Origin of the sequence: Salipaludibacillus neizhouensis (assembly GCF_002886185.1) — a bacterium.
GTDB lineage: Bacteria > Bacillota > Bacilli > Bacillales > Salisediminibacteriaceae > Salipaludibacillus > Salipaludibacillus neizhouensis.
This window is the reverse complement of sequence record NZ_KZ614146.1, coordinates 819,093-843,734: the sequence shown is the minus strand read 5'-3', so window position 1 is coordinate 843,734 and position 24,642 is coordinate 819,093. Positions and strand designations below refer to the sequence as shown.

General features: G+C 37.7%; 26 protein-coding genes. 3 read left to right on the top strand and 23 right to left on the bottom strand.

Going from position 1 to position 24,642, the window contains the following annotated elements:
* Positions 1-44 precede the first annotated feature (44 nt).
* The 3 genes from CEF18_RS03935 to CEF18_RS03925 all read right to left on the bottom strand — a co-directional run bounded on the left by CEF18_RS03935 (position 45) and on the right by CEF18_RS03925 (position 1,750).
* Positions 45-494, bottom strand: coding sequence for a TcaA NTF2-like domain-containing protein (locus CEF18_RS03935; protein ID WP_110935294.1), 450 nt, complete (start codon positions 492-494; stop codon positions 45-47).
* Positions 495-806: 312 nt separating this feature from the next.
* Positions 807-1,178 carry a YppE family protein gene (locus tag CEF18_RS03930; protein WP_110935293.1) on the bottom strand — a complete coding sequence of 124 codons (372 nt, stop codon included), beginning with the start codon at positions 1,176-1,178 and terminating at the stop codon, positions 807-809.
* A gap of 41 nt (positions 1,179-1,219) precedes the next feature.
* Entirely contained in the window at positions 1,220-1,750 is a 531-nt protein-coding gene (locus tag CEF18_RS03925) for a helix-turn-helix domain-containing protein (protein WP_183041037.1), read from the bottom strand.
* Positions 1,751-1,919: 169 nt separating this feature from the next.
* Here CEF18_RS03925 and CEF18_RS26760 point away from each other — a divergent pair, with 169 nt between their 5' ends.
* Complete coding sequence (locus CEF18_RS26760) at positions 1,920-2,045, top strand: hypothetical protein (RefSeq protein WP_259457908.1); 126 nt, start codon at positions 1,920-1,922, stop codon at positions 2,043-2,045.
* A gap of 34 nt (positions 2,046-2,079) precedes the next feature.
* Here the strand turns inward: CEF18_RS26760 and CEF18_RS03920 are convergent, their stop codons facing one another.
* Positions 2,080-3,036 carry a DUF2515 family protein gene (locus CEF18_RS03920; RefSeq protein WP_110935291.1) on the bottom strand — a complete coding sequence of 319 codons (957 nt, stop codon included), beginning with the start codon at positions 3,034-3,036 and terminating at the stop codon, positions 2,080-2,082.
* A gap of 244 nt (positions 3,037-3,280) precedes the next feature.
* On the opposite strand from CEF18_RS03920, the gene recU reads away from it, so the two are divergent.
* Both recU and CEF18_RS03910 read left to right on the top strand, forming a co-directional pair.
* On the top strand, positions 3,281-3,892 hold the full coding sequence (gene recU, locus CEF18_RS03915) for a Holliday junction resolvase RecU (protein WP_110935290.1): 612 nt from the start codon (positions 3,281-3,283) through the stop codon (positions 3,890-3,892).
* A 42-nt stretch (positions 3,893-3,934) separates the two neighbouring features.
* Positions 3,935-6,628 (top strand): penicillin-binding protein 1A, encoded by a 2,694-nt coding sequence (locus CEF18_RS03910; protein WP_110935289.1) that lies wholly within the window; start codon positions 3,935-3,937, stop codon positions 6,626-6,628.
* Positions 6,629-6,715: 87 nt separating this feature from the next.
* Here the strand turns inward: CEF18_RS03910 and nth are convergent, their stop codons facing one another.
* From nth to CEF18_RS03815, 19 genes are all read right to left on the bottom strand, one after another.
* A complete protein-coding gene (nth, locus tag CEF18_RS03905) occupies positions 6,716-7,381 on the bottom strand; it encodes an endonuclease III (protein ID WP_110935288.1) in 666 nt (221 codons plus the stop codon).
* 5 nt (positions 7,382-7,386) lie between these two features.
* Entirely contained in the window at positions 7,387-8,112 is a 726-nt protein-coding gene (locus tag CEF18_RS03900) for a DnaD domain-containing protein (RefSeq protein WP_110935287.1), read from the bottom strand.
* A 155-nt stretch (positions 8,113-8,267) separates the two neighbouring features.
* A complete protein-coding gene (gene asnS / locus CEF18_RS03895) occupies positions 8,268-9,557 on the bottom strand; it encodes an asparagine--tRNA ligase (protein ID WP_110935286.1) in 1,290 nt (429 codons plus the stop codon).
* A gap of 226 nt (positions 9,558-9,783) precedes the next feature.
* The gene (locus CEF18_RS03890; RefSeq protein WP_110935285.1) at positions 9,784-10,968 is read right to left on the bottom strand and encodes a pyridoxal phosphate-dependent aminotransferase; all 1,185 of its coding nucleotides are present in this window, start codon (positions 10,966-10,968) and stop codon (positions 9,784-9,786) included.
* 122 nt (positions 10,969-11,090) lie between these two features.
* Positions 11,091-11,603 (bottom strand): cell wall elongation regulator TseB-like domain-containing protein, encoded by a 513-nt coding sequence (locus tag CEF18_RS03885; RefSeq protein WP_110935284.1) that lies wholly within the window; start codon positions 11,601-11,603, stop codon positions 11,091-11,093.
* Positions 11,604-11,613: 10 nt separating this feature from the next.
* Complete coding sequence (locus CEF18_RS03880; protein ID WP_110935283.1) at positions 11,614-11,787, bottom strand: YpmA family protein; 174 nt, start codon at positions 11,785-11,787, stop codon at positions 11,614-11,616.
* 81 nt (positions 11,788-11,868) lie between these two features.
* Entirely contained in the window at positions 11,869-13,170 is a 1,302-nt protein-coding gene (locus CEF18_RS03875) for an amidohydrolase (protein ID WP_110935282.1), read from the bottom strand.
* Positions 13,154-16,018 (bottom strand): ATP-dependent DNA helicase DinG, encoded by a 2,865-nt coding sequence (gene dinG, locus CEF18_RS03870; RefSeq protein ID WP_110935281.1) that lies wholly within the window; start codon positions 16,016-16,018, stop codon positions 13,154-13,156. Before dinG ends, CEF18_RS03875 begins: the two co-directional genes overlap by 17 nt.
* Positions 16,019-16,339: 321 nt before the next feature.
* A complete protein-coding gene (gene panD / locus CEF18_RS03865; protein WP_110935280.1) occupies positions 16,340-16,723 on the bottom strand; it encodes an aspartate 1-decarboxylase in 384 nt (127 codons plus the stop codon).
* 18 nt (positions 16,724-16,741) lie between these two features.
* The gene (panC, locus tag CEF18_RS03860) at positions 16,742-17,596 is read right to left on the bottom strand and encodes a pantoate--beta-alanine ligase (RefSeq protein ID WP_110935279.1); all 855 of its coding nucleotides are present in this window, start codon (positions 17,594-17,596) and stop codon (positions 16,742-16,744) included.
* Between the two features lie 4 nt (positions 17,597-17,600).
* The gene (gene panB / locus CEF18_RS03855) at positions 17,601-18,434 is read right to left on the bottom strand and encodes a 3-methyl-2-oxobutanoate hydroxymethyltransferase (protein ID WP_110935278.1); all 834 of its coding nucleotides are present in this window, start codon (positions 18,432-18,434) and stop codon (positions 17,601-17,603) included.
* Positions 18,435-18,509: 75 nt separating this feature from the next.
* Complete coding sequence (locus CEF18_RS03850) at positions 18,510-18,689, bottom strand: hypothetical protein (RefSeq protein WP_110935277.1); 180 nt, start codon at positions 18,687-18,689, stop codon at positions 18,510-18,512.
* Between the two features lie 218 nt (positions 18,690-18,907).
* Positions 18,908-19,873 carry a biotin--[acetyl-CoA-carboxylase] ligase gene (locus CEF18_RS03845; RefSeq protein ID WP_110935276.1) on the bottom strand — a complete coding sequence of 322 codons (966 nt, stop codon included), beginning with the start codon at positions 19,871-19,873 and terminating at the stop codon, positions 18,908-18,910.
* Between the two features lie 2 nt (positions 19,874-19,875).
* On the bottom strand, positions 19,876-21,015 hold the full coding sequence (locus tag CEF18_RS03840) for a CCA tRNA nucleotidyltransferase (protein WP_110935275.1): 1,140 nt from the start codon (positions 21,013-21,015) through the stop codon (positions 19,876-19,878).
* Entirely contained in the window at positions 21,015-22,151 is a 1,137-nt protein-coding gene (gene bshA / locus CEF18_RS03835; RefSeq protein WP_110935274.1) for an N-acetyl-alpha-D-glucosaminyl L-malate synthase BshA, read from the bottom strand. The genes CEF18_RS03840 and bshA overlap by 1 nt, the downstream gene beginning before the upstream one ends.
* The gene (bshB1, locus tag CEF18_RS03830; RefSeq protein WP_110935273.1) at positions 22,148-22,864 is read right to left on the bottom strand and encodes a bacillithiol biosynthesis deacetylase BshB1; all 717 of its coding nucleotides are present in this window, start codon (positions 22,862-22,864) and stop codon (positions 22,148-22,150) included. The genes bshA and bshB1 overlap by 4 nt, the downstream gene beginning before the upstream one ends.
* Positions 22,864-23,280 carry a methylglyoxal synthase gene (gene mgsA / locus CEF18_RS03825; RefSeq protein ID WP_110935272.1) on the bottom strand — a complete coding sequence of 139 codons (417 nt, stop codon included), beginning with the start codon at positions 23,278-23,280 and terminating at the stop codon, positions 22,864-22,866. The genes bshB1 and mgsA overlap by 1 nt, the downstream gene beginning before the upstream one ends.
* Positions 23,281-23,310: 30 nt before the next feature.
* Positions 23,311-24,105, bottom strand: coding sequence for a 4-hydroxy-tetrahydrodipicolinate reductase (gene dapB, locus CEF18_RS03820; protein ID WP_407690382.1), 795 nt, complete (start codon positions 24,103-24,105; stop codon positions 23,311-23,313).
* 2 nt (positions 24,106-24,107) lie between these two features.
* On the bottom strand, positions 24,108-24,446 hold the full coding sequence (locus CEF18_RS03815; protein ID WP_110935270.1) for a nucleotide pyrophosphohydrolase: 339 nt from the start codon (positions 24,444-24,446) through the stop codon (positions 24,108-24,110).
* Positions 24,447-24,642: the final 196 nt, after the last annotated feature.

The following is a 24,642-nucleotide window of genomic DNA, read 5'->3' as shown; positions in this document are numbered from 1 at the left end:
CTTTATTCGCCAATTAAGACTTCATTTCCCTATACTGATAAAACTTATTCTTCGAGAGTTTCAATGGCAGTAATTCTATAACCGGAACTTCCTTCTGAAATATAATATTGTCTCAAACGAGTTACTTCTTCTGAAGACCCTATTTTTTCAATCGCGATTGTTTCTGTCCATTGCACGCGATACTCATCATCATACTCACTTTCCTCAACAATGACATTTGAGAATCCAACCAAAGATTCAATACTTCTTTCAGCAATTAAGTCTTGATGTTGTTTTCTTTCCATATGATATACATGAGTATTTGGTACAAAATGAGTTTCCATTAATGAGTATGTTTGTCCTTCCAGACTTTTTTCCCAAGTGTCCTTATATGATTCCATGAATTGAAGTAACTCTTGCTCCTTGTCCTGATCCGAGATTGGTTGCCAAATTTCTTCCTCCCCACACCCAAACAATAGGAATATCAATACGCTAAACATGACAACTTTTTTCAAAACTCTCGTTCCCTTCTGCACCTATCTATGTAAAATATTACTATACTTACGGTGGTAATTTAATTCACACGAGTAAGGCAGTATCAACAGGCTCATTCCCAGTTTGATACTACCTTCTTAAAATTATGGACATAACTAACAAACCAACAATAGATAAGAAAAACGGCATAGCCGTCTTTTGTTACATACAGCGTCAGCTTCCGCCGCCATCTTTTAAGTATCAAGGGTGGGTTTCCCTTGATACTTGCGGTGTGAAGGTAGCTGCTAATTTATAAATTCTTTTCTTGTAATAAAGTTCTCGCACCTTAAAAATTAATTAGTTTTGTCCGAAAAAGTGACTAAAGACAAAGTATATTCAATCGATTTATATCTTTCAATAAATCGCTTTTTTTTTGTGTCTTTTTGAAAACAATGAACAGATAGCACTTCAAAATTCTCAATCATTTGATCGATTTGCTGTTTATGAAGATAATCGGGCTTTTCCCAAGCCAGCCAAACAGATACCTTAGGTAACCAAATTTCTATGGAATCTTTTACTCTATCCGCAAATGGTTTAACTGTTTCAAAGAAATCTGCTTCTTTTCCCTCTTGAGAATATTCCTTGAAATATAAGAAAGCTTGCTCATTTAGTTCTAGTAATTGATTAGTTAATTTTTTTAATTCCATTAACTCTTGATCTGTCATACGCCTTCACCTCATGGTGATTGTACCAAACATACACCATTTTACAAACTAAAAATTCCTGATAACCTTCTCTTTTTCATAGGTTTATGTTCCGTATCCATGGAAATTGCCACTTCATGTTTTGAAATCAAAGCTTGTTCCATAGAAGTTAAACGTTCTGTAAGCTGTACCACTAAATCATTCAATTCATTGATTTCTTTTCTTTGTTGTAATACTTGATACTCAACTACTTCATCTGCTTTTGTTTGCAACTTGCGGTCTAGGTGATCCAATTGAATTCCAAGCCTTTCAAATCGTTCATCTAACTGATTTGCTGATACCATTCTGCCTTTAAGAATAGAAGGTTCAGACAGACTGGTATTTGTAAAAGATATGTCTCTTAATTTTTTACCTGTCTTTGTTTCAAGATGTATATGCTTCAATTTTTGAAATGTTTTTTGATCCATTTCAAAATGTCCTTGTGACGTACTAGTATAAGGTAACTGAAAATACTTAACCCACCGTTGTACAGTAGAAGGATTCACTCCGAATTCTTCTGCAATCTCTTTTGTTTTCCACATTCTTTTTTCCATAGCTTTAAACGCCCCTTTCATTCTTATATTCCTTTTCATTCTCTTCGTTTTTTTAAATACCTGTATGCTTGACAAAACTAGTATGTTTTCGGCAAAGAAAGCTTTTTCCTCTATAATTTCCGTATGAAATTGAACCTAGTGCGCAAAATGAGAGAAAGGAGGTGCAGAGATGAGTAAAAAAGAAGTTGAACGAACGCAATCCAAGGGAAAACAACATGAAAAAGAACCTGAAGAAAGACCAACCAAAGGTCAAATTGACAAAAAACTTCGTGGTCCAGACCGCCCTTCAACTTAATACTTTATTCAAAATAAGGAAGATAAACTCTTCCTTATTTTTTATCGAAAAAGGAAGCAAGTTTTCCTATCATAAATAAATGCTTTCTTTTACGTTCAAACCATTTAGTTAAATGATTATTTTTTGGTGGATGAACCTTTTTACTCAGCAGTATATTACTTTGATGGTAATGCTTTAAAGACCAGTCTTCCCTCACTTCATCGTGGTGATAAATAATAGGAAACACACTTCTTAATGGCAATGAATGGTCATTCTGAAACATATGTATAGGAATATCGATAGACCGACAGCCTACATACGTTGAATTCTTATAATAAGAATAGATACTTTCCTTCGCCTTTGATTCGAACAATATCCAAGCTAATTTATAACCAATTTCCACTCTTTTGGCGACTTTAGTAAAGTGTGCGGAAGCTGCTCCATACAATTCTCCTTCTGAAGAAGGAAAAACAACGATATTATTATGATTAAAATCCTGCACTTTATAAAGAAATTGACCAAAAACCTTCTTTTTGAAAAACGGAGCTTTTAAAACAGGTTTTTCAATTGTATTTTGTTCATTTATAATTAAGGCTTTAAGAAGTCTTTCTTCATCTTTTTCTGACCAAAATATCCACCACTCATTAATCATCCATTTTGAAACATTCCAACGTTTTAGATGATCAAACAAACCAGAATTCGCTTCATGAGATAATTTGTATATTAGAAGTTGTGGATAGGCATCTGAAAATATCAACCAATTTGCACGTTCGTAAGTTGTAAATAATCTTCTTCTCCACTCATCATCCAACAATTGCACCATCGCATCATGTAAGAGATCAGACATAGACCAACCTGCATTTCTTGAAACCATGTTAGCCAGATAAGCCCATTTTATTTCTGGAACGTGATTGTAAAACTGTTGATAGGCAAGTGTTCGTGAAACATTATCAAGATTATTTTTCTGAAGCTCATATTTTATAAAATGATCTATTTTTTCTGCATTTTTCACTGGATTTCTTCAACCTCACATTTAGATGTTTTTCAAAGCAAGTCTATTTGTTAAGACTCTTAGTTTATCCGTGTTTATGCCAACTACTCCCTTGCAAATAGGGATAAAGTCCATTTTAAATCATTAAAAATGTGATAAGATATAATGATGATTTCTTTCCTGGTCTCATGAATAATCAGAAGTCATATAATATGCTCGTTTTTAATGTTCACACGCACTATTTAAGGCAAAGGAAGTTGGTAATATGACAATTCGATATCCTAACGGAAAAAAGTTTCAACAAAACCGAATCCTTTCTGTTAAAAAGAACGTCAATATAAAAGATGATCGTTTCAGCAATCGTGGGATGAGTTTAGAAGAAGATATAAATGAAACGAATGAATATTATCGAACCCACAACCTTGCTATTATTCATAAAAAACCAACACCACTTCAAATTGTTAATGTCAATTATCCAAAAAGGAGTGCTGCAGTTGTTACGGAGGCATATTTCAAAAAGCCATCCACCACCGACTATAATGGTGTTTATCAAGGTAAACACATAGACTTTGAAGCAAAGGAAACAAAAAATAAAACTAGTTTTCCTCTAAAGAACTTTCACGATCATCAAATACAGCATATGAAAGCTGTTATCAAACATGGAGGAATTACATTTGTTCTTCTCCGTTTTAGTGCCCTTGATGAAGTATATTTAATGAAAGCAGAGGATCTCATTTTTTATTATGATGGACAAGAAAAAAACAGGAAGTCTATCACGAAGAAACAAATAGAAGCTTGTAGTTATCACATTCCTATCGGTTTCCATCCGAGAATTGATTACTTAAAAATAGTTGACAAGCTTCTTTCCACTGAGTGATTGAAGAATTTCTTTACCAGGTATATGAAAGGAAGATGAACTATGTCAGATGAGTCCTTATCTAGAAAAGACAGGAAAAAGCCTAAAGATAGTAAGAATAGTCATACAAATAAATCAAAAAACACATCTAAAAAAAGAGGAACATTTAAAAAGATCTTCGTTGCTCTAGTTGTGATGGCTGGTGTAATGATGATAGTAGGGGCTATTACAGTTTTTGCTATTTTCAGTAATGCACCTGAGTTAGACGAAGAGCTTTTAACATTATCTCAAAATCCAGATATTATGGATATGAATGATGAAACAGTCACCAATCTGGAAGCTGCAGAAAACAGACAATCTGCCGATATAGAGGACATGCCTCCTGTTTTACTAGATGCCGTTATTTCTGTGGAAGACGTTCGTTTTTATGATCACTTCGGAGTGGACTTACGTCGCATTGGTGGAGCTGTATTGGCGAATATTACAGGTGGTTTCGGCAGTGAAGGCGCAAGCACGATCACACAACAGGTTGTCAAAAACCTATTTCTTGATTTTGACAAAACGATCACACGTAAATTACAAGAGCAATATTTAGCAGTGAAATTAGAACAGCAATTTACGAAAGATCAAATTCTTGAGATGTATTTAAATGCTATTTATTTCTCTGATTCAAGATATGGCGTTGTTGAAGCTGCAAATTATTACTTTAGTAAAGAGTTAGATGAATTAACGATAGAAGATGCTGCTCTTTTAGCTGGTATTCCACAGCGGCCAAATGCACATAATCCATTTAACAATCCGAGAGATGCAGAGAGTAGAAGAAATACAGTTATTAATCGCATGGAATCAAACAACAAAATTACAAGTGAACAAGCTGAAACAGCTAGAAATATACCAGTAGAAGAACAACTTAACCCTGGTGAAACTGCTGAACAACAAACAAATGAGTTCCAATCCTATATTGATCAAGTATTGAATGAAGTCGAAGAAATTGAAGGTATCGAGGCAAGCGATATTTATACTAGTGGATTGAAAATTTATACAAATTTAGACCAGGATCTACAGCGTCATACGGAGCAGGTTCTGCAAAATGATGAAAACTTCCCGGATGATCAGTTTCAAGCAGGGATTACGCTGATGGAAACACAAACGGGTCAAGTTCGTGCGATTGGTGGAATGCGTCAACCTGCTGAAGCAGCACGCACAATGAGTATGGCAACAACCGATTATCAAACAGGTTCAACAATGAAACCTATTTTAGATTATGGACCAGCTATTGACCAACTAAAATGGTCAACGTTTCATCAAATTGTCGATGAGGAATACAGCTACTCCACAGGTGATCCAGTTAGAAACTTTAGCCGATCATTCCAAGGTTCCGTCTCTGTGCGTGAGGCACTAAAGCAATCAATCAATGTTCCTGCTGTCAAAACATTACATGAAGTTGGTCTTGATAATGCTCAGCAGTTCGGACAAAAGCTTGGAATTCCATTGGATGATATGTATGAGAGTTATGCACTGGGTGCAAATGAAGTTTCTTCTTTTCAACTCACAGGCGCCTATGCTGCTTTTGGTAATGAAGGCGAATATAATGAGCCACATACAGTTAGAAAAGTAGAATTTCCGGATGGTCGAGTGATTGATTTAGCACCTGAACCCGTGCAAGCAATGAATGATTACACAGCTTTCATGATTTCAGATATGTTAAAAGATGTCGTCCAATCAGGCACAGGTACAGCCGCACAAATCTCCGGACTCCCTGTCGCCGGAAAAACAGGTTCTACTAACTTCACCCCTGAGCAAGTGGAGACCCATGATATACCTAGCTCAGCTATCAAGGATGCTTGGTTTGCCGGTTATACGACTGAGTTAGCGGCCGCAGTATGGACCGGGTACAAAAATCCAAGTGATGGTCAGATTATAATAAATAATAATGAACACCAGGTGTCGAGAGATATTTTCAAAGAAGTAATGAGCTATGCCCATCAAGATCGGGAAACTTCTGACTTTCCCCAACCAGACTCTGTTGTTGAAGTGGGTGTTGAAAGATCTACGGGATTGCTTCCTAGTTCTTACACTCCAGATAGCGAAATTATTTACGAATATTTTGTTCGTGGAACAGAACCTTCAAACGTCTCAGAGGAATTTGAAGTGGAAGAAGTTGAAGAAATAGACGAAGCCGTCAATATTTCAGGACTTCAAGCTTCTTATGATCCGGAAGCCCATGCTATTTTTGTAGAATGGAGCTATCCTCAAGACTCACTTGAAGAATTTAGCTTTAGATTAGAGGTTAGAGCTGGTTCAGACAGTGACTATACAACGATTAGTGAATCGAAAGAGTTACAATACGTATTAGAGAATCCTGAATATGGAGAAACATACTCTTTCCAGGTAACTGCCGTTCATAATGAAGACAACGATATACAAAGTGATCCTGTAACCGCAGAAGTTGTCATTCCCGAAGAAGAGGAAGAACCAGAGGAAGAAGAGCTGGAAGAAAATCCAGAGAATGAAGAGCCAATCGAAGAAGAACCAATCGAAGAAGAACCAACAGATGAAGAGATTGAAGAACCCGTCGAGGAAGTACCAGCGGACGGAGAAAATAGCGGCGATAATCAAGAAGAACCGCCACCTGCTGAAAATAATGGTGGGAATGGAAACCCCCCTGAAAATCCGGGGGACCAGGGGAACCCAGGAAATGAAGCTCCTGATCCTGAAGTAAATACGAGCAACACGGAAGAAGAACCAAACACCTAAAACTTGTTAAAAGCAAAAAGGAGACAAATGATCATTCTCATTTGTCTCCTTTTTTTTCGCTTAAAGGGCGTTAATGAATTTCTTTGCTTATCCTACTACTTCGATACCTTGCTTTTTCAAGCGTTTTTTTCCTTCACGACAAAGTTCTACTAGTGGACATTCCAGGCACCTTGGAGATTGTGATTTACAATGATACCGACCAAAAAAGATTAATCGGTGATGTGTTGCTGACCACTCTTCTTTAGGTACTTTTTTCATTAATGTTTTTTCTACTTCCAGAACCGAGTCTTTCCACTTACAGATTCCCAATCGTTTGCTTACACGTTCAACATGAGTATCCACAGCTATAGCCGGTACATTGAATGCCACAGAGGCAACAACATTTGCGGTTTTTCTACCTACGCCAGCAAGCTTAATTAACTCGTCTCTATCCTTTGGAATTTCGCCATTATAATTCTCCATCACAGATTCAGAGAGCTTTTTAATATTTTTAGCCTTGCTCCGAAATAAGCCTATCGATTTAATATCATTTTCTAATTCTTCTAGTGGTACCTCTATATAATCTTCCGGTGACTTATATTTTTCAAACAAATTTGGGGTTACTTTATTTACTAAAACATCCGTCGCTTGGGCAGATAATACGACAGCTATTGTGAGTTCAAAAGGATTTGAATGAGTCAATTCACATTCTGCTTCCGGAAACATTGTATCCATCGTATGCAGAACATGCTCAATTTGCTTTTTAGTTAACATAGTTCTTAATTTTCCTCTCCTTCTAACCAGTTATAACCTGGGTGTTTCGATTTTCCATTAGTGGAACCTGCCGTTTGAAAAGATTTAGGTTTATCGTGATGTTGTCTTATTTTTTCTCCATGTTTCTTTGCTTGCTCTACTGTTCTGATTCCGTTCTTTTTCCAGTCAAATAAAATGCGATCGATATAGCGAAAATTAAGACGTGAAGAAACGACTGATTCCCGCAAGGCTGCTTCAATAATATGTGGAGCATGTTGATCATCATCAATCCACATAGAAATCATTTCCATCTCCATTGGTGACAAAGGTCTGGCGAATTCTTCTTCAAAACGTTGAAAAATACGACCTTCCAAAGCTACTGTATCATTTCTTTCCTTTTTTACGTTTTTATTATTTAAAAATAAGTGCAATTTTTCAAATAAAGGGTCAATAGAAATCTTTTCCGATATTCTTTCATCCCCTTTTATTCCTTTCCCTTCAAGTATCTCAATAAATCGATTGGTTAAGAGTACTTTCAATTCTTGTGTACATTGCTGTTCAGGCATTGTCATTCGCTCAATCAATTCATTTGGTGTCGGAAATTCATTTCCCTCTGCATGGAATTGTTGAATATGCATAAGAATTAAAAATTGCTGATCGGTTAGTCCAATCTCTTTATAATGTTTAAAGAAAAGCCCTGAGATCGTAAAAGGCTTTTCTTTAAGTAATTGTAATGTTAGTTCGTTACTCATACTTGTCCACCTACCTCCCCTTTATTATATCATGAGACTATTCTTCAAATAGATGTTATTGATTGGAATCAATGAATAACCCATAAAACTGATCATAAGAAAATTCTCTATAAAAAGACCCCTTAGCAATGTAAGAGGTCTTCTGGAAGCTTGTATTATGGGTACAACCGGTTTAACAAACGAGGGAATGGAATAGTTTCCCGAACATGCTCTGTTCCACTGAGCCAAGCTACAGTTCTTTCAAGCCCAAGACCGAATCCGGAATGAGGAACCGAACCATATTTCCTTAAGTCCATGTACCATTGATAAGCGTCTTCAGAAAGATTGTGCTCTTCATAGCGATCCTTTAATAACTTCTCATCATCAATTCGTTGGCTTCCACCGATTATTTCTCCGTAACCTTCAGGAGCGATTAAATCGGCACATAGAACAACATCATCGCGAGTTGGATGTGGTTTCATGTAAAATGCTTTTATATCTTTCGGATAATTTACAATGAATACAGGCATATCGTAATGTTCTGCAATAGCCGTTTCATGCGGAGCCCCAAAATCTTCTCCCCATTTGATATCGTATTCTCGTTCTTTTAAAAATTCAATTGCATCATCATAAGATATACGTGGGAAAGGTGCTTTGATTTTTTCAAGTTTAGAAATATCTCTATCTAAAGCTTTCAACTCTAATTTACAATTAGATAAAACAGCTTGTACCACATAACTAACATAACTTTCCTGTAACACTAAACTCTCCTCGTGATCCATAAATGCCATTTCCGGCTCTATCATCCAAAATTCGATTAGATGTCTCCGGGTCTTCGATTTCTCTGCTCGGAAAGTTGGCCCAAAAGAGAATACTTTATTGAACGCCATAGCTGCAGCTTCCATGTACAACTGCCCACTTTGGGACAAATAAGCGTCCTCATCAAAATATTTCGTATGAAACAGATTTGTTGTTCCTTCTGCTGAGCTACCTGTCAATATGGGCGGATCTACTTTAATAAAACCATTTTCATTAAAAAATTCATATGTAGAACGGATAATCTCATTTCTAATCTGCATGATAGCATGCTGTCGTTTAGACCGAAGCCATAAGTGGCGATGATCCATTAAGAACTCTGTACCATGCTCTTTAGGAGTAATTGGATAATCTTTCGCCTCATGAATAATTTCTATACTTTGAACGGATAGTTCATAGCCAGATGGTGCCCGCTCATCTTCCCGAACAACTCCGGTTACATATAAAGATGTTTCTTGAGTAAGATCCTTTGCTTGTTGAAATATCTTTTCTTCGACCTCTGCTTTAACCACCACTCCTTGGATAAAGCCTGTACCATCACGCAATTGTAAAAAAGCAATCTTTCCACTGGACCGTTTATTTGCTAACCATACACCCATCGTAATGATTTGTTCTACATACTTACCTACTTCTGAAATCGTTGTTTTCACTATTCTACCTCCATAAATTTCCTTTTTATAAGATGAGCATTCTATTTTTCACTACATATTATACATTTATCTTAGGTTCTATTGAATTCAATGTTGTTTTACTTTAGTAAAGAGGTACTCGATTCCTGCGTTTCAAGCCTTATCTCAAATAAACGGTACTGCGACGCAGAAGCACCTACGAAATATATGTAGGTGCTTCTGGTAAAGCATAATAAACTTCCCTCATCTAACCATTATACTTATCTACAAAACGACGAATACGTCCTAGTGCTTCTTCAAATTGATCAAGACTCGTTGCATAAGACAATCGAATGTTATCAGGAGAACCAAAACCGCTTCCCGGTACGACTGCTACTTTTTCTTCTTCCAGTAAAGCCGTTACCCACTCATCTGTTGAATTAAAAGGACTCTTTTCCACGGCTTCTTTCACGTTAGGAAATAAATAGAATGCCCCTTGAGGTTTCACACACGAAAAGCCAGGGATACCATTTAATTGGTCATAAACTTTGTTTAAACGCTCTTCAAATGCATCTCTCATATTCCCAACGGAGCCATCGTCTTCCTGATAGGCAGCAATAGCGCCATATTGAGACATTACAGCCGGGTTTGATGTTGTGTGGCTTGCAACATTGGACATTTTGTTAATGATTTCTTTGTTTCCTGCTGTGTAACCTATTCTCCAACCCGTCATTGAATGTGACTTAGAGACTCCATTCACGATTACTGTTTGCTCTTTTAATGCATCAGATATTTCAGCAATAGAAACGTGACTTTCTCTGCCATATATTAGTTTTTCATAAATTTCATCGGAGACGATAAGAATATCATGCTCCAAACATACATCCCCAATTATTTTTAACTCTTCTTTGCTATACATAACGCCAGTAGGGTTACTAGGAGAATTAATTATAAATGCTTTTGTTTTATCTGTGATCACTTGTTCAATTTGTTCTTTCGTTACCTTGAAATTTTGCTCTTCTTTGCCTTCGATAAATACTGGAACTCCTCCAGCTACTTTTACTTGCTCAGGATAGCTAACCCAATAAGGTGAAGGAATAATTACTTCTTCCCCTTCTTGAAGGATTGTTTGGAATAACAACGACAAGGAATGCTTAGCGCCACTAGTCACAATTATTTCGTCAGCTGCATATTCTATTCCTTGATCTGCCTTGAATTTCTGCGCAATTGCTCCTTTTAAAGCAGGTAATCCAGCTGCCGGTGTGTACTTTGTATGTCCATCAAGCATGGATTGATAACTTGCCTCAATGATATATTGTGGCGTATTAAAGTCAGGTTCCCCCGCTCCTAAACCTATCACGTCATGCCCTTCTGCTTTTAACTGTTTTGCCTTTGCCGTAATTGCTAATGTAGATGATGGAGTTATAGATGTTACTCTAGAGGAAAATTCCATAGTTTATCTCTCCTTTTATATAATTAGCTTTGTTACTGAACCTTGTCAGTCGACAACTAACCTAAACCAACCATAAGTCTGTAACATCACTTGTTTGAAAATAAAGATTATGGTGATTACCATTAAAAATTATAATGTCGGATATACGTTCCATCTTCGAATGTAACATAATAAAAAGAATGGCGGTCCGTATCGTCCACATAGTTCACTTCATAAACTGGTGTTGAACCAATCATTCCTAATCGTACGGATTTTAAACGTGACATAGACAGTTCTTCTTGAGAAAGGGAAGTTACTTCATCTTTTGTCAGTCCCTCAGTGTGATCCCGAACTACAATAGTGGGCTCTACTTCGGATTCATTTGATTCATCCTCATCAGATTGATTTACTTCTTCTACCCATATGTACAACTCATTTCCTTCTGAATCGATAGCATCAACTACCTGATAGGACCTGCGACCATGATAATATTCTACCTCTCTAACTTCTGCAATGTCTACCTGTTCTCCTGCTAATTGTATCGCTGCATTTTCGCGAGCTTCCAACGGATCCGTTGTCACTTGATAGAGATAATAGCCAAAAGCTAAAAAGCCTACAATGATCATAATAGAGATCGACATTATCCAAGCTTTCATGCTTTATCCCTCACGTTTCGTAAATAGTAAATATCATTTTTTCTTTTTCATTATCATCGAGAGCGAGACCGAACATTAAATCTCTTTTTTTCAAGGTACGATTCAGTGTATCTACTACCTTATACAAATCGGTACACTTATCTATTTTTAATGTAGCGATCATCTCAATCTCCTTTTCACCCATCGTGATTCCTCCTAAAGATTTCTAAACAATACCTCGTGCATACTTCATTATTTTATCATAGATCTTACGTGAATCGATATGTTAGACAAAATTTTTCGCCAAATGATTAGCCTGATATAATATCTTCTCTTCATCAAATTTCAAGAGTGTTCGATGAGAGTATTGAGCTATTCCATCGATAAAAACATCTGTTACATCACTCCCCTTAGCTGAATAAACAAGATGTGACTGCATAGTAGACTCGTTCGCAGGTGTTAAATGCGGTTGTTCTGCATCGATCAATATAAAATCTGCTTTAAAACCTGCTTCTATTTTGCCTACATTTTTAATTCGAAGAGCTTTAGCTCCTTGATGAGTTGCCATGGCAAGTATTTCTTCACTGTTTGTCACACTCGGAGATTCATGTACACCCTTGTGCAGAAGTGCCGCCATTCTCATCTCTTCAAACATATCTAAATTATTATTACTTGCTGAAGAATCTGTGCCAATACCTATTGTTAAGCCAGCTGAAATCATCCCGGGTATCGGGGCAATTCCAGAACCTAATTTCAAATTACTAATCGGATTATGAGAGACAGCAACATGATGTTTCTTTAAAATTTGAATCTCGTCTTCATTCAGATGAACCCCGTGAGCTATAAGACACGGTTGATTAAATATACCTAACTCTTCTAAATGGGCAACAGGTCTTTTCCCATACTCTTTTACGTGCCTTTCGACTTCACCTCTTGTTTCAGCCAAATGCGTATGAATCATCATCCCATGTTCTACTGCGGCAGAAGCTACTTTTTGTAAAAAAGGAGGGGGACAAGTATATGGAGCATGAGGAGACATTGCCACTGAAACTCGACCATTGCCCGTACCATGATAGTTATGAAACAGGTCCACTGATTCTTGGATTTTCTGTTCTTGTTCCTCTTCTGAACTTAATCCGATCATTCCTCTGCATAAAACGGCTCGCATTCCTTTTTCCAATACTAACTCCGCCATGTCATCCATATGAAGATGATACATGTCAAGAAACGTTGTTGTTCCTGATCTAATCATTTCCATCATTGCCACCTGCGCAGCAATAGAAACCGTTTCTTTGTCAAAGCGGCCTTCATTTGGCCACATCACTTTTTCCAGCCATTCCATTAACGGCATATCGTCGCCTGCCCCTCTAAGAAGAGAGCTTCCTAAATGGCCGTGTGTATTAACAAGTCCGGGCATTAACCATTTATTATTACCATCCATTACGTCATCCATTTGATCGATTAATTCTTGAGGTGGCGTCCCCTTTTTTACCTCTGAAAAGACATTTCCCTCCACTGTGAGAAAACCGTTAAAATTTTCCTCCTCTTTATTCATCGTTAAAATGTTTACATTATGAATCATCAACATTGTTTGTTAACTCCTCTGTATTACCCTCTTCATTCCTCGATGGATCGTAAAACCATTGATAAATATGTTCTTCCAAATCTGACATAGGACCTTCCAACATTGGAACTTGAGGAAGAGAGCGTGTGAATAACTTGCCATACTTTGTAGTAACTATTCTTCGATCAAGCACAACCACTATTCCACGATCCGTTGAGCGACGAATTAACCGTCCAAAACCTTGTTTGAACCGTAATATTGCTTGCGGTAATGCCAGTTGCATGAATGGTGATTTACCTTGCTCCTTTAAAAAGTCCGAACGTGCTTTGAATACTGGATCATTTGGAGGACTAAAAGGCAATCTTGCCATCACGATCGCACTTAAATCATCTCCAGGAATATCTACGCCCTCCCAGAAACTGCTCGTTCCAAGAAGAATAGCCTGATCAAACTGTTGAAAATTTTTCGTTAGCTTCGAGCGACTTTTAGTTTGTACCCCCTGGGCAATAAGCATAAACGTTTCATCAAACATATTTTTCAATTGATGATAGGTTCGTTTGAGCATATCGTAAGAAGTAAATAAAACAAGCATTTTTCCTTTTGTCACTTGTGCAATGCGGTAGATTTGAATTGCTGCAGCTTCAATATATGCTTCCTCACCAACCTCTTGAATAAGTGGCATGTCGTCCGGAACCATAAAAGACACCTGATCATCCCATGAAAATGGAGAGTCTACTTGTTTTGTCTCTACTTGAAAGTCCTTTAATCCTAGTCGGTCCATTACATAATCAAATTTATTATTAACTGTTAATGTCGCAGAAGTTAATATGACACGTTCCTTTTTTGAGAAAAAAGCATCGGCCAGTTTTTCTGCTACATGAATTGGACAACCTTGCACAGAGATAGACTGTTTCGGTCCCTTAGTTTCAACCTCAAGCCAGTATATCGAACCTTCTTCTTGATACAAAAGGAGGTGATGAAACATCTCATATTGATGTTCAAGCTGAGACTTCATCGTGGCAAGCCATTCAAGAGCGATTTGTCCTTTGTTTCCTTTTTGCGTTTCCAAAAATGTTTCTAACTCCCTTACAAAAGAAGAAATACGAGACAGATACGTTTTAAATAACTGGTTACAGCGTTTAGCCGCTTCCTCAACATTTTTCCAAACAGTCTCTTCGTTATGAATAATCTTAGATAACCTTCCAGTTTCATTTTTACCATTTGTACCTTTTGTTACATATTGATTTAACAGTAAAAATAAATCATTCCATTCTTGTCTAAATAATTTTGCGTACTCTTCTATTTCACTAGTTTGTTCCAATAAATTCTTATCTAGTATTTGAGATAATCGATCCGGTAACCAATCGTCTTTCTCGCGACCCCCTGCATCATTTAATAGTTGTATGAGCGTCAAGTAATCTAACCGGTCGCCAAACTGCTTCGTTGCCGTTTCTTCTAAGTGATGGGCTTCATCAATAATTAACGTTGAATAGCTTGGAATGACTTGGTGGTCGACCATAACATCAGAAAAAAGTAAGGAATGATTAGTAATGATAATATCAGCATGCCGTGATTTTTTCTTTGCTCTTTGGTAGAAGCATCTCGAAAACCATGGACAAGATGGACTAGAACACGAAGAAGAATCACTGGCTACTTCTTGCCAAAAACGTGAATTGCCGGAAGCAAGACTCAATTCTTCTACATCTCCTGTTACTGTTTTTGTCAGCCAAATTAAAATTTGTGCTTTGGATAGGGAACGGTCATAAGAATCGAAAGGATCATTCCTTAACATATTTTCAAACTTTTGCAGACACAAATAATGACTTCTCCCCTTTAAAAGAGCAGTATTCACCTGAAAAGGCAAGATTTTTTGTAAGGTTGGGATTTCATTTTTTATAATTTGTTCTTGTAGCTGAATGGTCTCCGTACTTACTACAACAGGCTCGCCCGTTTTTTTAGCATAAAAAGCTGACGGAATAAGATAAGCCAGTGTCTTTCCGGTACCAGTACCCGCTTCAACTAATCCTACGCAATCCTTAGATAGAATATCGTCAATAAACGTAATCATTTCTATCTGTCCTTGTCTCGTTTCATAGGCTGGAATAATCGTATTCATTTTCTCCGAATTTCCTAACGTAGACGAAAGGAAATCATCAATATTCATCGATTCATCGTATCCAGTTAACCCATCTTCCACGTAGACTTTTTGATCATGCCGCAAAGCAATTCCCTGGAAGGAGTCAATATGAGCTTCATCAGCAGTTAAATTTTTGTTTTGAATCCATGTGAGCAACAGTGACCCTAAATCACTTTTGAGTTTCCCTGATAGCTTCTCTAATTGCTGAAGCGTCAGTAAAGGTAACTCTGAAAATGTACGGAATATTTCACTGAGAAGATGCGTGGTTGCTTCCACATCGCTGTCCGCTCTGTGGGGATTTTCATGATCCATATTAAAACTTTCAGCTAGTCTGGATAAGCGAAAGCTTTCCTCTGTAGGAAAAGTAATTCTTGCTAGCTCGACAGTGTCTAACATTGGTCCCGTAAACGGAGAATAACCTGCATCAACTAATGCTTCATTTATAAACCCTAAATCAAATTCCGCATTATGAGCAACGAAATATGAGTGACTTAAATCTTCGAGTAATTTTGGTGCGACATCACCAAAATAGGGTGCGTCAATGACGTCTTCTTCCGATATATTGGTCAATGACTTTATAAAAGCTGGAATAGATCTTTCCGGATTGATATATGTAGAATAGCGATTAATAACCTTATCATTTTCAACTACAGCATAAGCTAATTGAATAATACGATCCCCCCGAGAAAAGGCAACTCCTGTTGTTTCGACATCGAGGACTACAAATCGTTCCATAGCATTACCTTCCTTCAATAATATCTCATTCGTTTAAGAAGAACGCGTAGCGTCTTTTATTAAATACAGCGTGATCTTTAAAGCCACCATCATTTAAGCATCAAGGGCGAACTTCCCTTGATGCTTGTGGCGTAAAGATAGCTGTCAATTATATAAATTCTTAAACGAAGGTCATTATCCATTGTAGCATGTGTATGCTAGTTTCTTGAAATAAATTATATTTAAATTAAAATCCAGAAGCACCTGTGCATTCCGTTTAGTGCTGCCAGTATTAAGTATGGCATAAAAACTCCTTTCTCAAAGAAAGGAGTTTTTTGAATCCTATTTAATCGTTGCTGCTGGCTCCGTGCCCATCATTTCAATAATATCATTTGTATCATTCAATATAGCTACTTTAGGTGTGTGATTCATACATTCTGCTTCATCAAGGTATTTATAAGAAATAATAATAACTTTATCATTTGGCTGAACGAGTCTTGCCGCAGCTCCATTCAGGCAAATTGTTTTTGACCCTCTGACCCCAGAGATTATATAGGTTTCCAGCCTTGCTCCATTATTATTGTTGACTACTTGTACTTTTTCATTTTCCAGCATCCCCACGGCATCTAATAAATCTTGGTCTATTGTAATACTTCCGACATAATTTAAATTAGCCTCTGTAACGGTAGCTCGATGTAATTTCCCACTCATCATTTCTCTAAACAATCAAAACTCCCCCTTAGTCTATCCCTTTATCTCAATCACAATATTGTCTATCAGTCTTGCACGTTTATAATAAACGGCTGTCGCCAAAAGTATTTTTCCCTCTAGTTGCTTCGGCGCTTTTAATGATGGAAATTCAAGCACTTGTACATAGTCTATTTTCCCTGTCAATTTCTTCTGCAGCTGTAAACGAACCCAGTCTTCCAAGTCAGTACTGTTGGTAAAATCTCCATTTTGTGTTTTTCGGCTTGCATCTTTTAAACATGAATAAATTTCAGGTGCTTCCTGTCTTTCCTCCAGGTTTAAGTTAACATTTCTTGAGCTTTTAGCTAATCCGTCGCTTTCCCGGACAATATCAATTGGAATTATCTCCGTTGCTAGATGAAAGTCTTCCACCATCCGTTGAATAATTGCAACTTGCTGTGCATCCTTCAATCCAAAATAAGCATAATCAGCCGAGGTTATTTGCAGTAACTTCAACACAACAGTAGCCACGCCGTTAAAATGACCAGGTCTGCTTTGGCCACAAAGCACATCCGTTCCTTCATGAACCACTAATGTCGTACTCATCGGCCTTGGATACATTTCCTCAACACCGGGACTAAATAAGACGTCAACTCCGTGAGAATCTGCTAACTCTTTATCACGATCATGATCACGGGGGTAAGACTCATAATCTTCCCCTTCCCCAAATTGCAAAGGATTTACAAATATACTCATCACGACAATATCCGCTTTCTTTTTTGCCTGTTCGACTAGTGATAAATGTCCTTCATGCAAAAAGCCCATCGTTGGAACAAATCCAATGGTAGACCCTAATTGCTTTTGCTTTTTTATCCATGTTGTCAATTCTTGACGTGTCTTCATTTCTATCATTGAATTATTTCCTTCCGTAAAGAGAGATTGCTTCTTCATCTACTGGCTGGAAGACATGTTTTTTTTCTGGGAAATCCAGGGCTTTAACTTCAGTCGTATAGTCTGTTAATGAAGCATAAATTGTATCTTTTATACTCGCATATTGTTTGACGAATTTTGGTACATGCCCTGAGTGGTACCCTACTACATCATGAAAAACTAATACTTGACCATCTGTATACCTTCCAGCCCCAATACCTATTACTGGAATCGTGAGACTAGCCGTAATTTCTTTTACTAACCCTTCCGGAACACATTCCAATACAAGCATCGAAGCTCCAATTTCTTCCGTTCTTTTTGCATCTTTAAGTAACTGTTCTGCCTCACCTTGCTTTTTACCTTGTACTTTGTAACCACCTAAAACCCCGACCATTTGAGGCGTTAAGCCTAAATGACAGACAACAGGAACTCCGGCTTGAATAAGTTTCTCTGCTTTTTCAAACACCGGCCCATTCCCTTCCATTTTCACAGCATGAGCTTGAGCATCCTGCATCAACCGTCTCGCACTGGAAAATGTTTCTTCTATTGACGCGTGATAGCTGAGGAATGGCAAATCAGTAATAATAAATGTGTCTTTGGCTCCTCTTTTCACTGCTTTCGTATGATGGACCATATCATCCACCGTGACAGGCAATGTCGAATCATATCCCAGAACTACCATCCCCAATGAATCTCCAACTAGGATCGTGTCCACTCCCGCTTTTTCTGCCAGTATTGCACTTGGTGCATCGTAAGCCGTTACCATTACGATTGGTTCTTTTTCCTGCTTCATTTTTTTAAAGTCAGCTGTTGTTTTCATCGTACGCCCCTTTCAATAATGGTTTAGTTTATCTTAATGTTCGTTTTGATTAAAACATCAGTAAATAAATTCACTCTAGGCGGTTTGTATACACGGGCAGTGCTTTAGCGCCTCCATCGACCCTGTGAGGCTTGCGTCATTACTTTCCCACACTGGCGTCACCACACCTTTTGCATCTTCTTTTCTCCGAAAAAAGAGGTTTTTAGCATACAAAAAACCCTCTTCAAGGGAAGAAGGTTGAATTATCATCGTCATTCGAAAGCCTACTCAAATAAAACGGTAACCAATAACGATCAGACAAATCTCATCACATCGGCAACCAGTAAGTTTCGAAGCTCTACCCTCTGTCCCTGTCCGTATTTGGATCAAGGCAGACTATTATAAAATCTACATTGCAAAGATATTTAAGGTACAGTTCCATTGGATACTGTCCACTGTAAGTATAACAAAAAAAGTATCATTATGTGTGTAGATTAATTCTCAAAAGAGATATCTGCAGAATAAATTCGATGAACATCTTGGTCGTCGTCTTGCAACAACAGAACCCCTTCCTCATCAATTCCGATAGCTATGCCAGTTTTCGTATTTGAAGCAGACCTTGCCACTACTTCTTTACCGATCGTTATTTCATGTGCTTCCCATAAAGGCTTAATAAAGCTGAATCCTTTTGTTATATACGTTTCATATAACCAAGTAAATTCTTTTAATATTGCTGCGATTAACTCCGCACGATCAAAAACACGATCTCCCTCTTTCTGCAGAGACGTAGCCAGATCAACTAGTTCTTCTGAAAAATGCTGTTGGTTCACATTAAGTCCAATACCAATAATAATCGACTGAATACGGTCAGAATCCGCCTGCATTTCAGTTAAGATACCACAAACTTTTTTTCCTTTAATTAATAAATCATTCGGCCATTTTATTTCCAGTTCTAAACCTGTTACTATTTTTACTGCTCTTGTAACTGCCACAGCCGCCACCAGTGTCAGCTGTGGTGCCTGGCGAAAATCCAACTTTGGCTTCAAAATAATACTCATCGCTATTGCCGATCTTTTCGGGGATGCCCACTTCCTTCCAAGGCGCCCTTTTCCTGCAGTTTGCTCATCTGCTACAACGACAACCCCTTCTTTCACGTCTTCATTTATGAGCTTATGTGCGATCGTATTTGTAGAAGTGACGGAATCATAAAAGGCGATGTGGTGAAACAATGGATTATCTTTTACTCTAGATAAAATCGCATGTTTACTTAAAAGGTCTTCATTTTGCATGAGTTGGTATCCTTTATTAGATACAGCTTCGATCACGTATCCTTCTTTTCTTAATGCATTAACATGCTTCCAAACAGCTGTACGACTGCAATTGAGTTCTATACTAATTTTTTCCCCCGACAGAAAAAAACCTTGATTCTCCCGCAATAATTGCACTAATTTAGATTTCATCATTAAGTCTCCTTTCTTAACCATTGATAAATTTCTGCTTTATCATTTGGAATCACTGCTTCCAACACAGCTGTCTCAACTGCCCTGATCCTTTCGCCAATCTCGCTTCCTTTCCATTCAGGGAACTCCTGTATTAATTCCTTGCCTGACACATCCAGGTCTTTCCTATGCTTGATTGGAAGGTTATTATAATGCATTAACCAAAAGGTACTATGCACTGTGCATTCTGATAAATAGTTTATAAGTATAAGCGAAACGTGCAGACGCTCTGTGCCTAATATGTAAAGATCTTTGCTTGTCCAACTGGATTCTAAAAAAATGCCTACTAACTCATGAATAAACCTAACATCTTTGGAGAGCGCATTGGAAAGTTTATAGTACCGTAACCCGTCTTTAACAATTTCTATTTCTTTTTGGTAAAGGGCAACACTCCACCAAGCAAGGTCATCTGTCAGTTTAGCCATGTGTGCTGGAGATTTCAGTTGGTACTGGATTTCCCTATGTTTAAAAAGATATGGGAGCTCTTGAAATACTTTCTGATTTAATAGAAAATCCCAGTCCTGATTGGTAAGGCTAACCTGACTAAGCTTTTCCATTTCCATCGCAACTCTTTCAACTGCTGATTGATGTATGAGCGGGTATAGGTCATTCATCATTCTTTGCGTGTGCTCAGATATTTTGAATTGAAGATGCACTGCAAATCTCAATGCTCTTAACAAACGTAAAGGATCTGATGAAAAAACATCAGATGGATCTGCAGTTGTTCGTAATACTTTATTTTTAATATCCTGCTGTCCATTAAATGGATCTATCATATCACCTGTCAAGCTCATTGCCATCGCATTTACGGTAAAGTCCCTTTGACGCAGATCATCTTCTAATGTATCTCCTTTATAGGTACTGACTTCCACTGGAAGGGTTCCAGCCACAGGAACTAAAATCGTGCCATGCTGAATACCAACCTTAATAACTCTCGAAAAAGATGCTTCAATCTCGTCGATTGAAGCATTCGTTATTACGTCTACATCATGAATAGCACGTCCGATAATCTGATCTCGTACCGCACCACCTACAATATAAGCATCATATCCTGCTGTTTTTAATGTGTTAATAATATGAGAAGCACCGTGAGACGTGTACATTACTCGGTCTCTCCTTGCAAAGCTTTTTTGTATATTTCTTCGTATTGTGAAACAATTAATTCCTGATGAAATGTTTTGGTAGCACGTTCTATCGCAGCTCTTGACATCTCTTCCTGTAACGTATTGTTTTGAAGGATATCAATCGCATAACGAGAGACTGCTTCAAGATCACCGAGGTTACATATAAAACCGCTTTTCCCATGCTCAATTACTTCTGGAATACCACCAATGTTTGTTCCTATGACAGGAACACCACAGGCCATTGCTTCTAAAATCACTAACCCAAAGCTTTCTTTTTCCGAAAGTAATAGTTTCACATCACTAATTGACAACAGCTCAGCCACCCGTTTTTGGTTCCCTAAGAAGTGTACTCGATCTTGTAAACCTTGTCTCTCCACTTCTTGCCTAACAATGGTGAGTTCAGGTCCTTCCCCAATGAATAACATGACGGCATCAATTTCCTGTTGAATTTTAGCAAAAGCCGTCACCACATCAGGTGTCCGCTTTACTTTCCTGAAATTAGACACGTGCGCAACTACTTTAGTTGATTCATTAATTCCAAGCTGTTTTTTAATATTCGTTGTGTCATGAGGGTAATATGTACGATTATCGATGAAATTATAGATGGTTTCTATTTTTTTCCCAATATTTAATAACGTTGCTGTTTGTTCGGCTAGATCATTTGATACTGCTGTGACAACATCTGATTTTTCTATCCCAAATCGGATCATATCAGATAATGATGGATCATGTCCTAACACCGTAATATCAGTCCCATGAAGCGTAGTCACAACCTTCACGTCCCCATTAACCATTTCTTTTGCTAAATAAGCACTGATTGCATGAGGAATCGCATAATGAACATGCAAAATATCCAATCCTTCTCGTTTGATGACTTCAGCCATTTTACTTGCTAGAGCAATATCATAAGGTGGATATCGAAAAACAGAATATTGATTAATTTCTACTTCGTGAAAATAGATGTTAGCTGCCCCGTTTTCAAGTCGATAAGGGATGCTTGATGTAATAAAATGAATCTCGTGTCCTTTTTCAGCAAGTGCTTTCCCCAGTTCAGTAGCAACAACGCCCGAACCACCTACTGTGGGATAACACGTAATACCTATTTTTAAAGTCATATTGAATCTCCTAGTAAGTCATGTATAAGAATCGGCTTCTCGCTGTTGAATCCTTCTGCATACTCAATGCCAACCTCTGCTCCGAGTAAGTGATCACGAGATTTTAATCTTTCTAAATAACCACTATTTAGTGGTGTTGTTACTGTATCATTTTCGGTTACTTTAAACTGACTCTCAAAACAGGATAGTGCTTTGAATTTGGTATCTATAAAAGCCGTCGTATCAATCAGAAAGTCTGGATTTATCAACCCATTTATTTGATAATAATATAATGCCTTTGGACGATGAGCACGAAAGGAGAACTCACTCAAATAATTTTTAATTCCTGCCGAAAAAACTGCTTCTTTTACTAATACTCCGCAGTGACCATGGTCAGGGTGTCGATCATTCGTAGTAGATGCAAACACGAACCTAGGTTTGTAAGTACGAATGATTTTAACTAGTGCTTCGATAATCTCTATCCGTGCTTCCAGAAGACCTCTATCGGCAAATGGGAGTTGAATATGTTCTCCTACTCCCAATATCCCGCAGGCTTCCCGCGCTTCTTCCTGCCGTTTCTCGACTGTACCATTGGAAGACAATTCAGCATACGTTAAGTGAACGATTTTTCCCCGCTTACCTGCCTTTACAAATTTAGCAATTGTACCGCCCATCCCAATTTCTACATCATCAGGATGAGCCCCTATTGCTAAAAAATCAATTTTTTCTTCCATTAGTTTTCATTCCTGTTTTTCTCTTTTAAAATTTCCCTCCACTTGAATTCTCCTCTCTTCAAACCGGAAAGGAGAACTTCCGCTGTCGCCATATTCGTTGCAAGCGGAATACTGTAAACATCACATAGTCGAATTAATGCTGAAATATCTGGTTCATGTGGCTGGGCTGTTAAGGGGTCCTTGAAAAATATGACTAGATCCATTTTATTTTCAGCAATCATTGCACCAATTTGCTGATCTCCTCCAAGTGGTCCTGATTTATATCGATGAAGGTTCAAAGAAGTCTCTTCCATAATTCTAAAACCCGTAGTTCCTGTTGAATATAATGTATGGGATTTTAATACTCCCTCATAAGCAATCGTGAATCGAACGAGATCATCCTTCTTTTTATCATGAGCGATAAAAGCTATATTCATCGTTTTTACTCCTCTCTATCAGTCTATTTTTTATTCAACAATTTGATCTAATCCATAAATAAGGACAGTAAGACCCATGACTGTTTCACATGCTAATTTTACACCAGGCATGAAGGATGTGCGATTAAACGAATCGTGACGGAGCTTTAACGATTGACCTTCTCCACCAAATATTACTTCCTGGTGAGCGACTAATCCGGGCAGACGAACACTGTGTATCCTCATTCCATCATACTCTGCTCCTCTGGCCCCTTTTAGCTGTTCCTTTTCATCAGGGTGCCCTTGTTTCTTTGGTTCACGAACCTCTGAAATCATTTGAGCAGTTTTTACCGCTGTCCCAGAGGGGGCATCTAATTTCCGGTCATGATGCTGCTCAATAATTTCAACATCAGGTAAATATTTAGCGGCCATTTTAGAAAACTTCATTAATAAAATAGCGCCAATTGCAAAATTAGGGGCAATAATTGCGCCTATTTTTTTCTCTTCTGCAATTTGTGAAAGTTGACTGATATCTTCGTCACTGAACCCGGTTGTTCCTACTACAGGTCTCACACCGTAGTCGAAAGCTGTGAGCATGTGTTTCTTCCCGACTTCAGGACTTGTTAGATCTATAAGAACGTCACAGGTTACTTGTTGGAAGCACTGCTCCATATCCTCAAAAATCGGAACATCTAAAGGCTCCATACCTTCTACATCTTTCATTTGAAAACCATCATGGTGACGGTCTACAACAGCGGTTAATTGAAAACTCTCTTCTGCACTTACCATTTTTACGGCTTCTTTTCCCATATTACCTCTTGGTCCCGCGATTACTATATGTATCATGTCTATTCCTCCGAGTTTTCTTTTTTAGTCCAACGATCTTTATCACGCGTCTGAAATTTCTCCATTACGAGATCAAATGACTCCTCCAAGTTAATATTTAAAGAGTTTGCCATGCAAATCATTACGAATAACATGTCGCCAAGTTCCTGCTCTAATGTTTTTTCTTCTTCCGATGTTTTTTTGGGTTTTTCTCCATAGTAATGATTTATTTCTCGAGCTAATTCTCCCGTTTCCTCCGTTAGTCTTGCCATTAGTGCTAATGGTGAAAAATAACCTTCTTTAAATTGAGAGATATATTGATCTACTTCTTTTTGCATTTCCTGTACTGATTTTTCACTCATAATGATCCTCACGATCCTTTCTCTTACAAAAGCCTATACGCTTATCCTAGCGAAAACAATCGTATTTGACAAATATTTTTTCATTGAACCCTATTTTCCTTTGAATTATAATATAGCAGTTATGACTAAAATCAGCATAGGCTTCTTCTGGTCTTTAAAAAGCTGTCATTTAATACAGTCTTATCTTTAGAAAGGA

Excerpts from the sequence above, each read along its gene's own strand:
- nth (WP_110935288.1), bottom strand. The coding sequence starts at position 7,381 with ATGTTAACTAAAAAGCAAATTGAGCATGTTCTGCATACGATGGATACA.
- CEF18_RS03885 (WP_110935284.1), bottom strand. The coding sequence starts at position 11,603 with ATGAAAGCTTGGATAATGTCGATCTCTATTATGATCATTGTAGGCTTT.
- dinG (WP_110935281.1), bottom strand. The coding sequence starts at position 16,018 with ATGGAACGATTTGTAGTCCTCGATGTCGAAACAACAGGAGTTGCCTTT.
- CEF18_RS03925 (WP_183041037.1), bottom strand. The coding sequence starts at position 1,750 with ATGGAAAAAAGAATGTGGAAAACAAAAGAGATTGCAGAAGAATTCGGA.
- CEF18_RS03880 (WP_110935283.1), bottom strand. The coding sequence starts at position 11,787 with ATGGGTGAAAAGGAGATTGAGATGATCGCTACATTAAAAATAGATAAG.
- panB (WP_110935278.1), bottom strand. The coding sequence starts at position 18,434 with ATGAAAACAACAGCTGACTTTAAAAAAATGAAGCAGGAAAAAGAACCA.
- CEF18_RS03850 (WP_110935277.1), bottom strand. The coding sequence starts at position 18,689 with ATGACGATGATAATTCAACCTTCTTCCCTTGAAGAGGGTTTTTTGTAT.
- CEF18_RS03910 (WP_110935289.1), top strand. The coding sequence starts at position 3,935 with ATGTCAGATGAGTCCTTATCTAGAAAAGACAGGAAAAAGCCTAAAGAT.
- CEF18_RS03930 (WP_110935293.1), bottom strand. The coding sequence starts at position 1,178 with ATGACAGATCAAGAGTTAATGGAATTAAAAAAATTAACTAATCAATTA.
- CEF18_RS03875 (WP_110935282.1), bottom strand. The coding sequence starts at position 13,170 with ATGTTGATGATTCATAATGTAAACATTTTAACGATGAATAAAGAGGAG.
- recU (WP_110935290.1), top strand. The coding sequence starts at position 3,281 with ATGACAATTCGATATCCTAACGGAAAAAAGTTTCAACAAAACCGAATC.
- CEF18_RS03815 (WP_110935270.1), bottom strand. The coding sequence starts at position 24,446 with ATGAGTGAAAAATCAGTACAGGAAATGCAAAAAGAAGTAGATCAATAT.
- bshB1 (WP_110935273.1), bottom strand. The coding sequence starts at position 22,864 with ATGGAAGAAAAAATTGATTTTTTAGCAATAGGGGCTCATCCTGATGAT.
- CEF18_RS03845 (WP_110935276.1), bottom strand. The coding sequence starts at position 19,873 with ATGAAATCTAAATTAGTGCAATTATTGCGGGAGAATCAAGGTTTTTTT.
- CEF18_RS26760 (WP_259457908.1), top strand. The coding sequence starts at position 1,920 with ATGAGTAAAAAAGAAGTTGAACGAACGCAATCCAAGGGAAAACAACAT.
- mgsA (WP_110935272.1), bottom strand. The coding sequence starts at position 23,280 with ATGAATATAGCTTTTATCGCTCATGATAAAAAGAAGGATGATCTCGTT.
- CEF18_RS03900 (WP_110935287.1), bottom strand. The coding sequence starts at position 8,112 with ATGAGTAACGAACTAACATTACAATTACTTAAAGAAAAGCCTTTTACG.
- panC (WP_110935279.1), bottom strand. The coding sequence starts at position 17,596 with ATGATAGAAATGAAGACACGTCAAGAATTGACAACATGGATAAAAAAG.
- bshA (WP_110935274.1), bottom strand. The coding sequence starts at position 22,151 with ATGACTTTAAAAATAGGTATTACGTGTTATCCCACAGTAGGTGGTTCG.
- CEF18_RS03840 (WP_110935275.1), bottom strand. The coding sequence starts at position 21,015 with ATGTACACGTCTCACGGTGCTTCTCATATTATTAACACATTAAAAACA.
- CEF18_RS03890 (WP_110935285.1), bottom strand. The coding sequence starts at position 10,968 with ATGGAATTTTCCTCTAGAGTAACATCTATAACTCCATCATCTACATTA.
- dapB (WP_407690382.1), bottom strand. The coding sequence starts at position 24,105 with ATGATACATATAGTAATCGCGGGACCAAGAGGTAATATGGGAAAAGAA.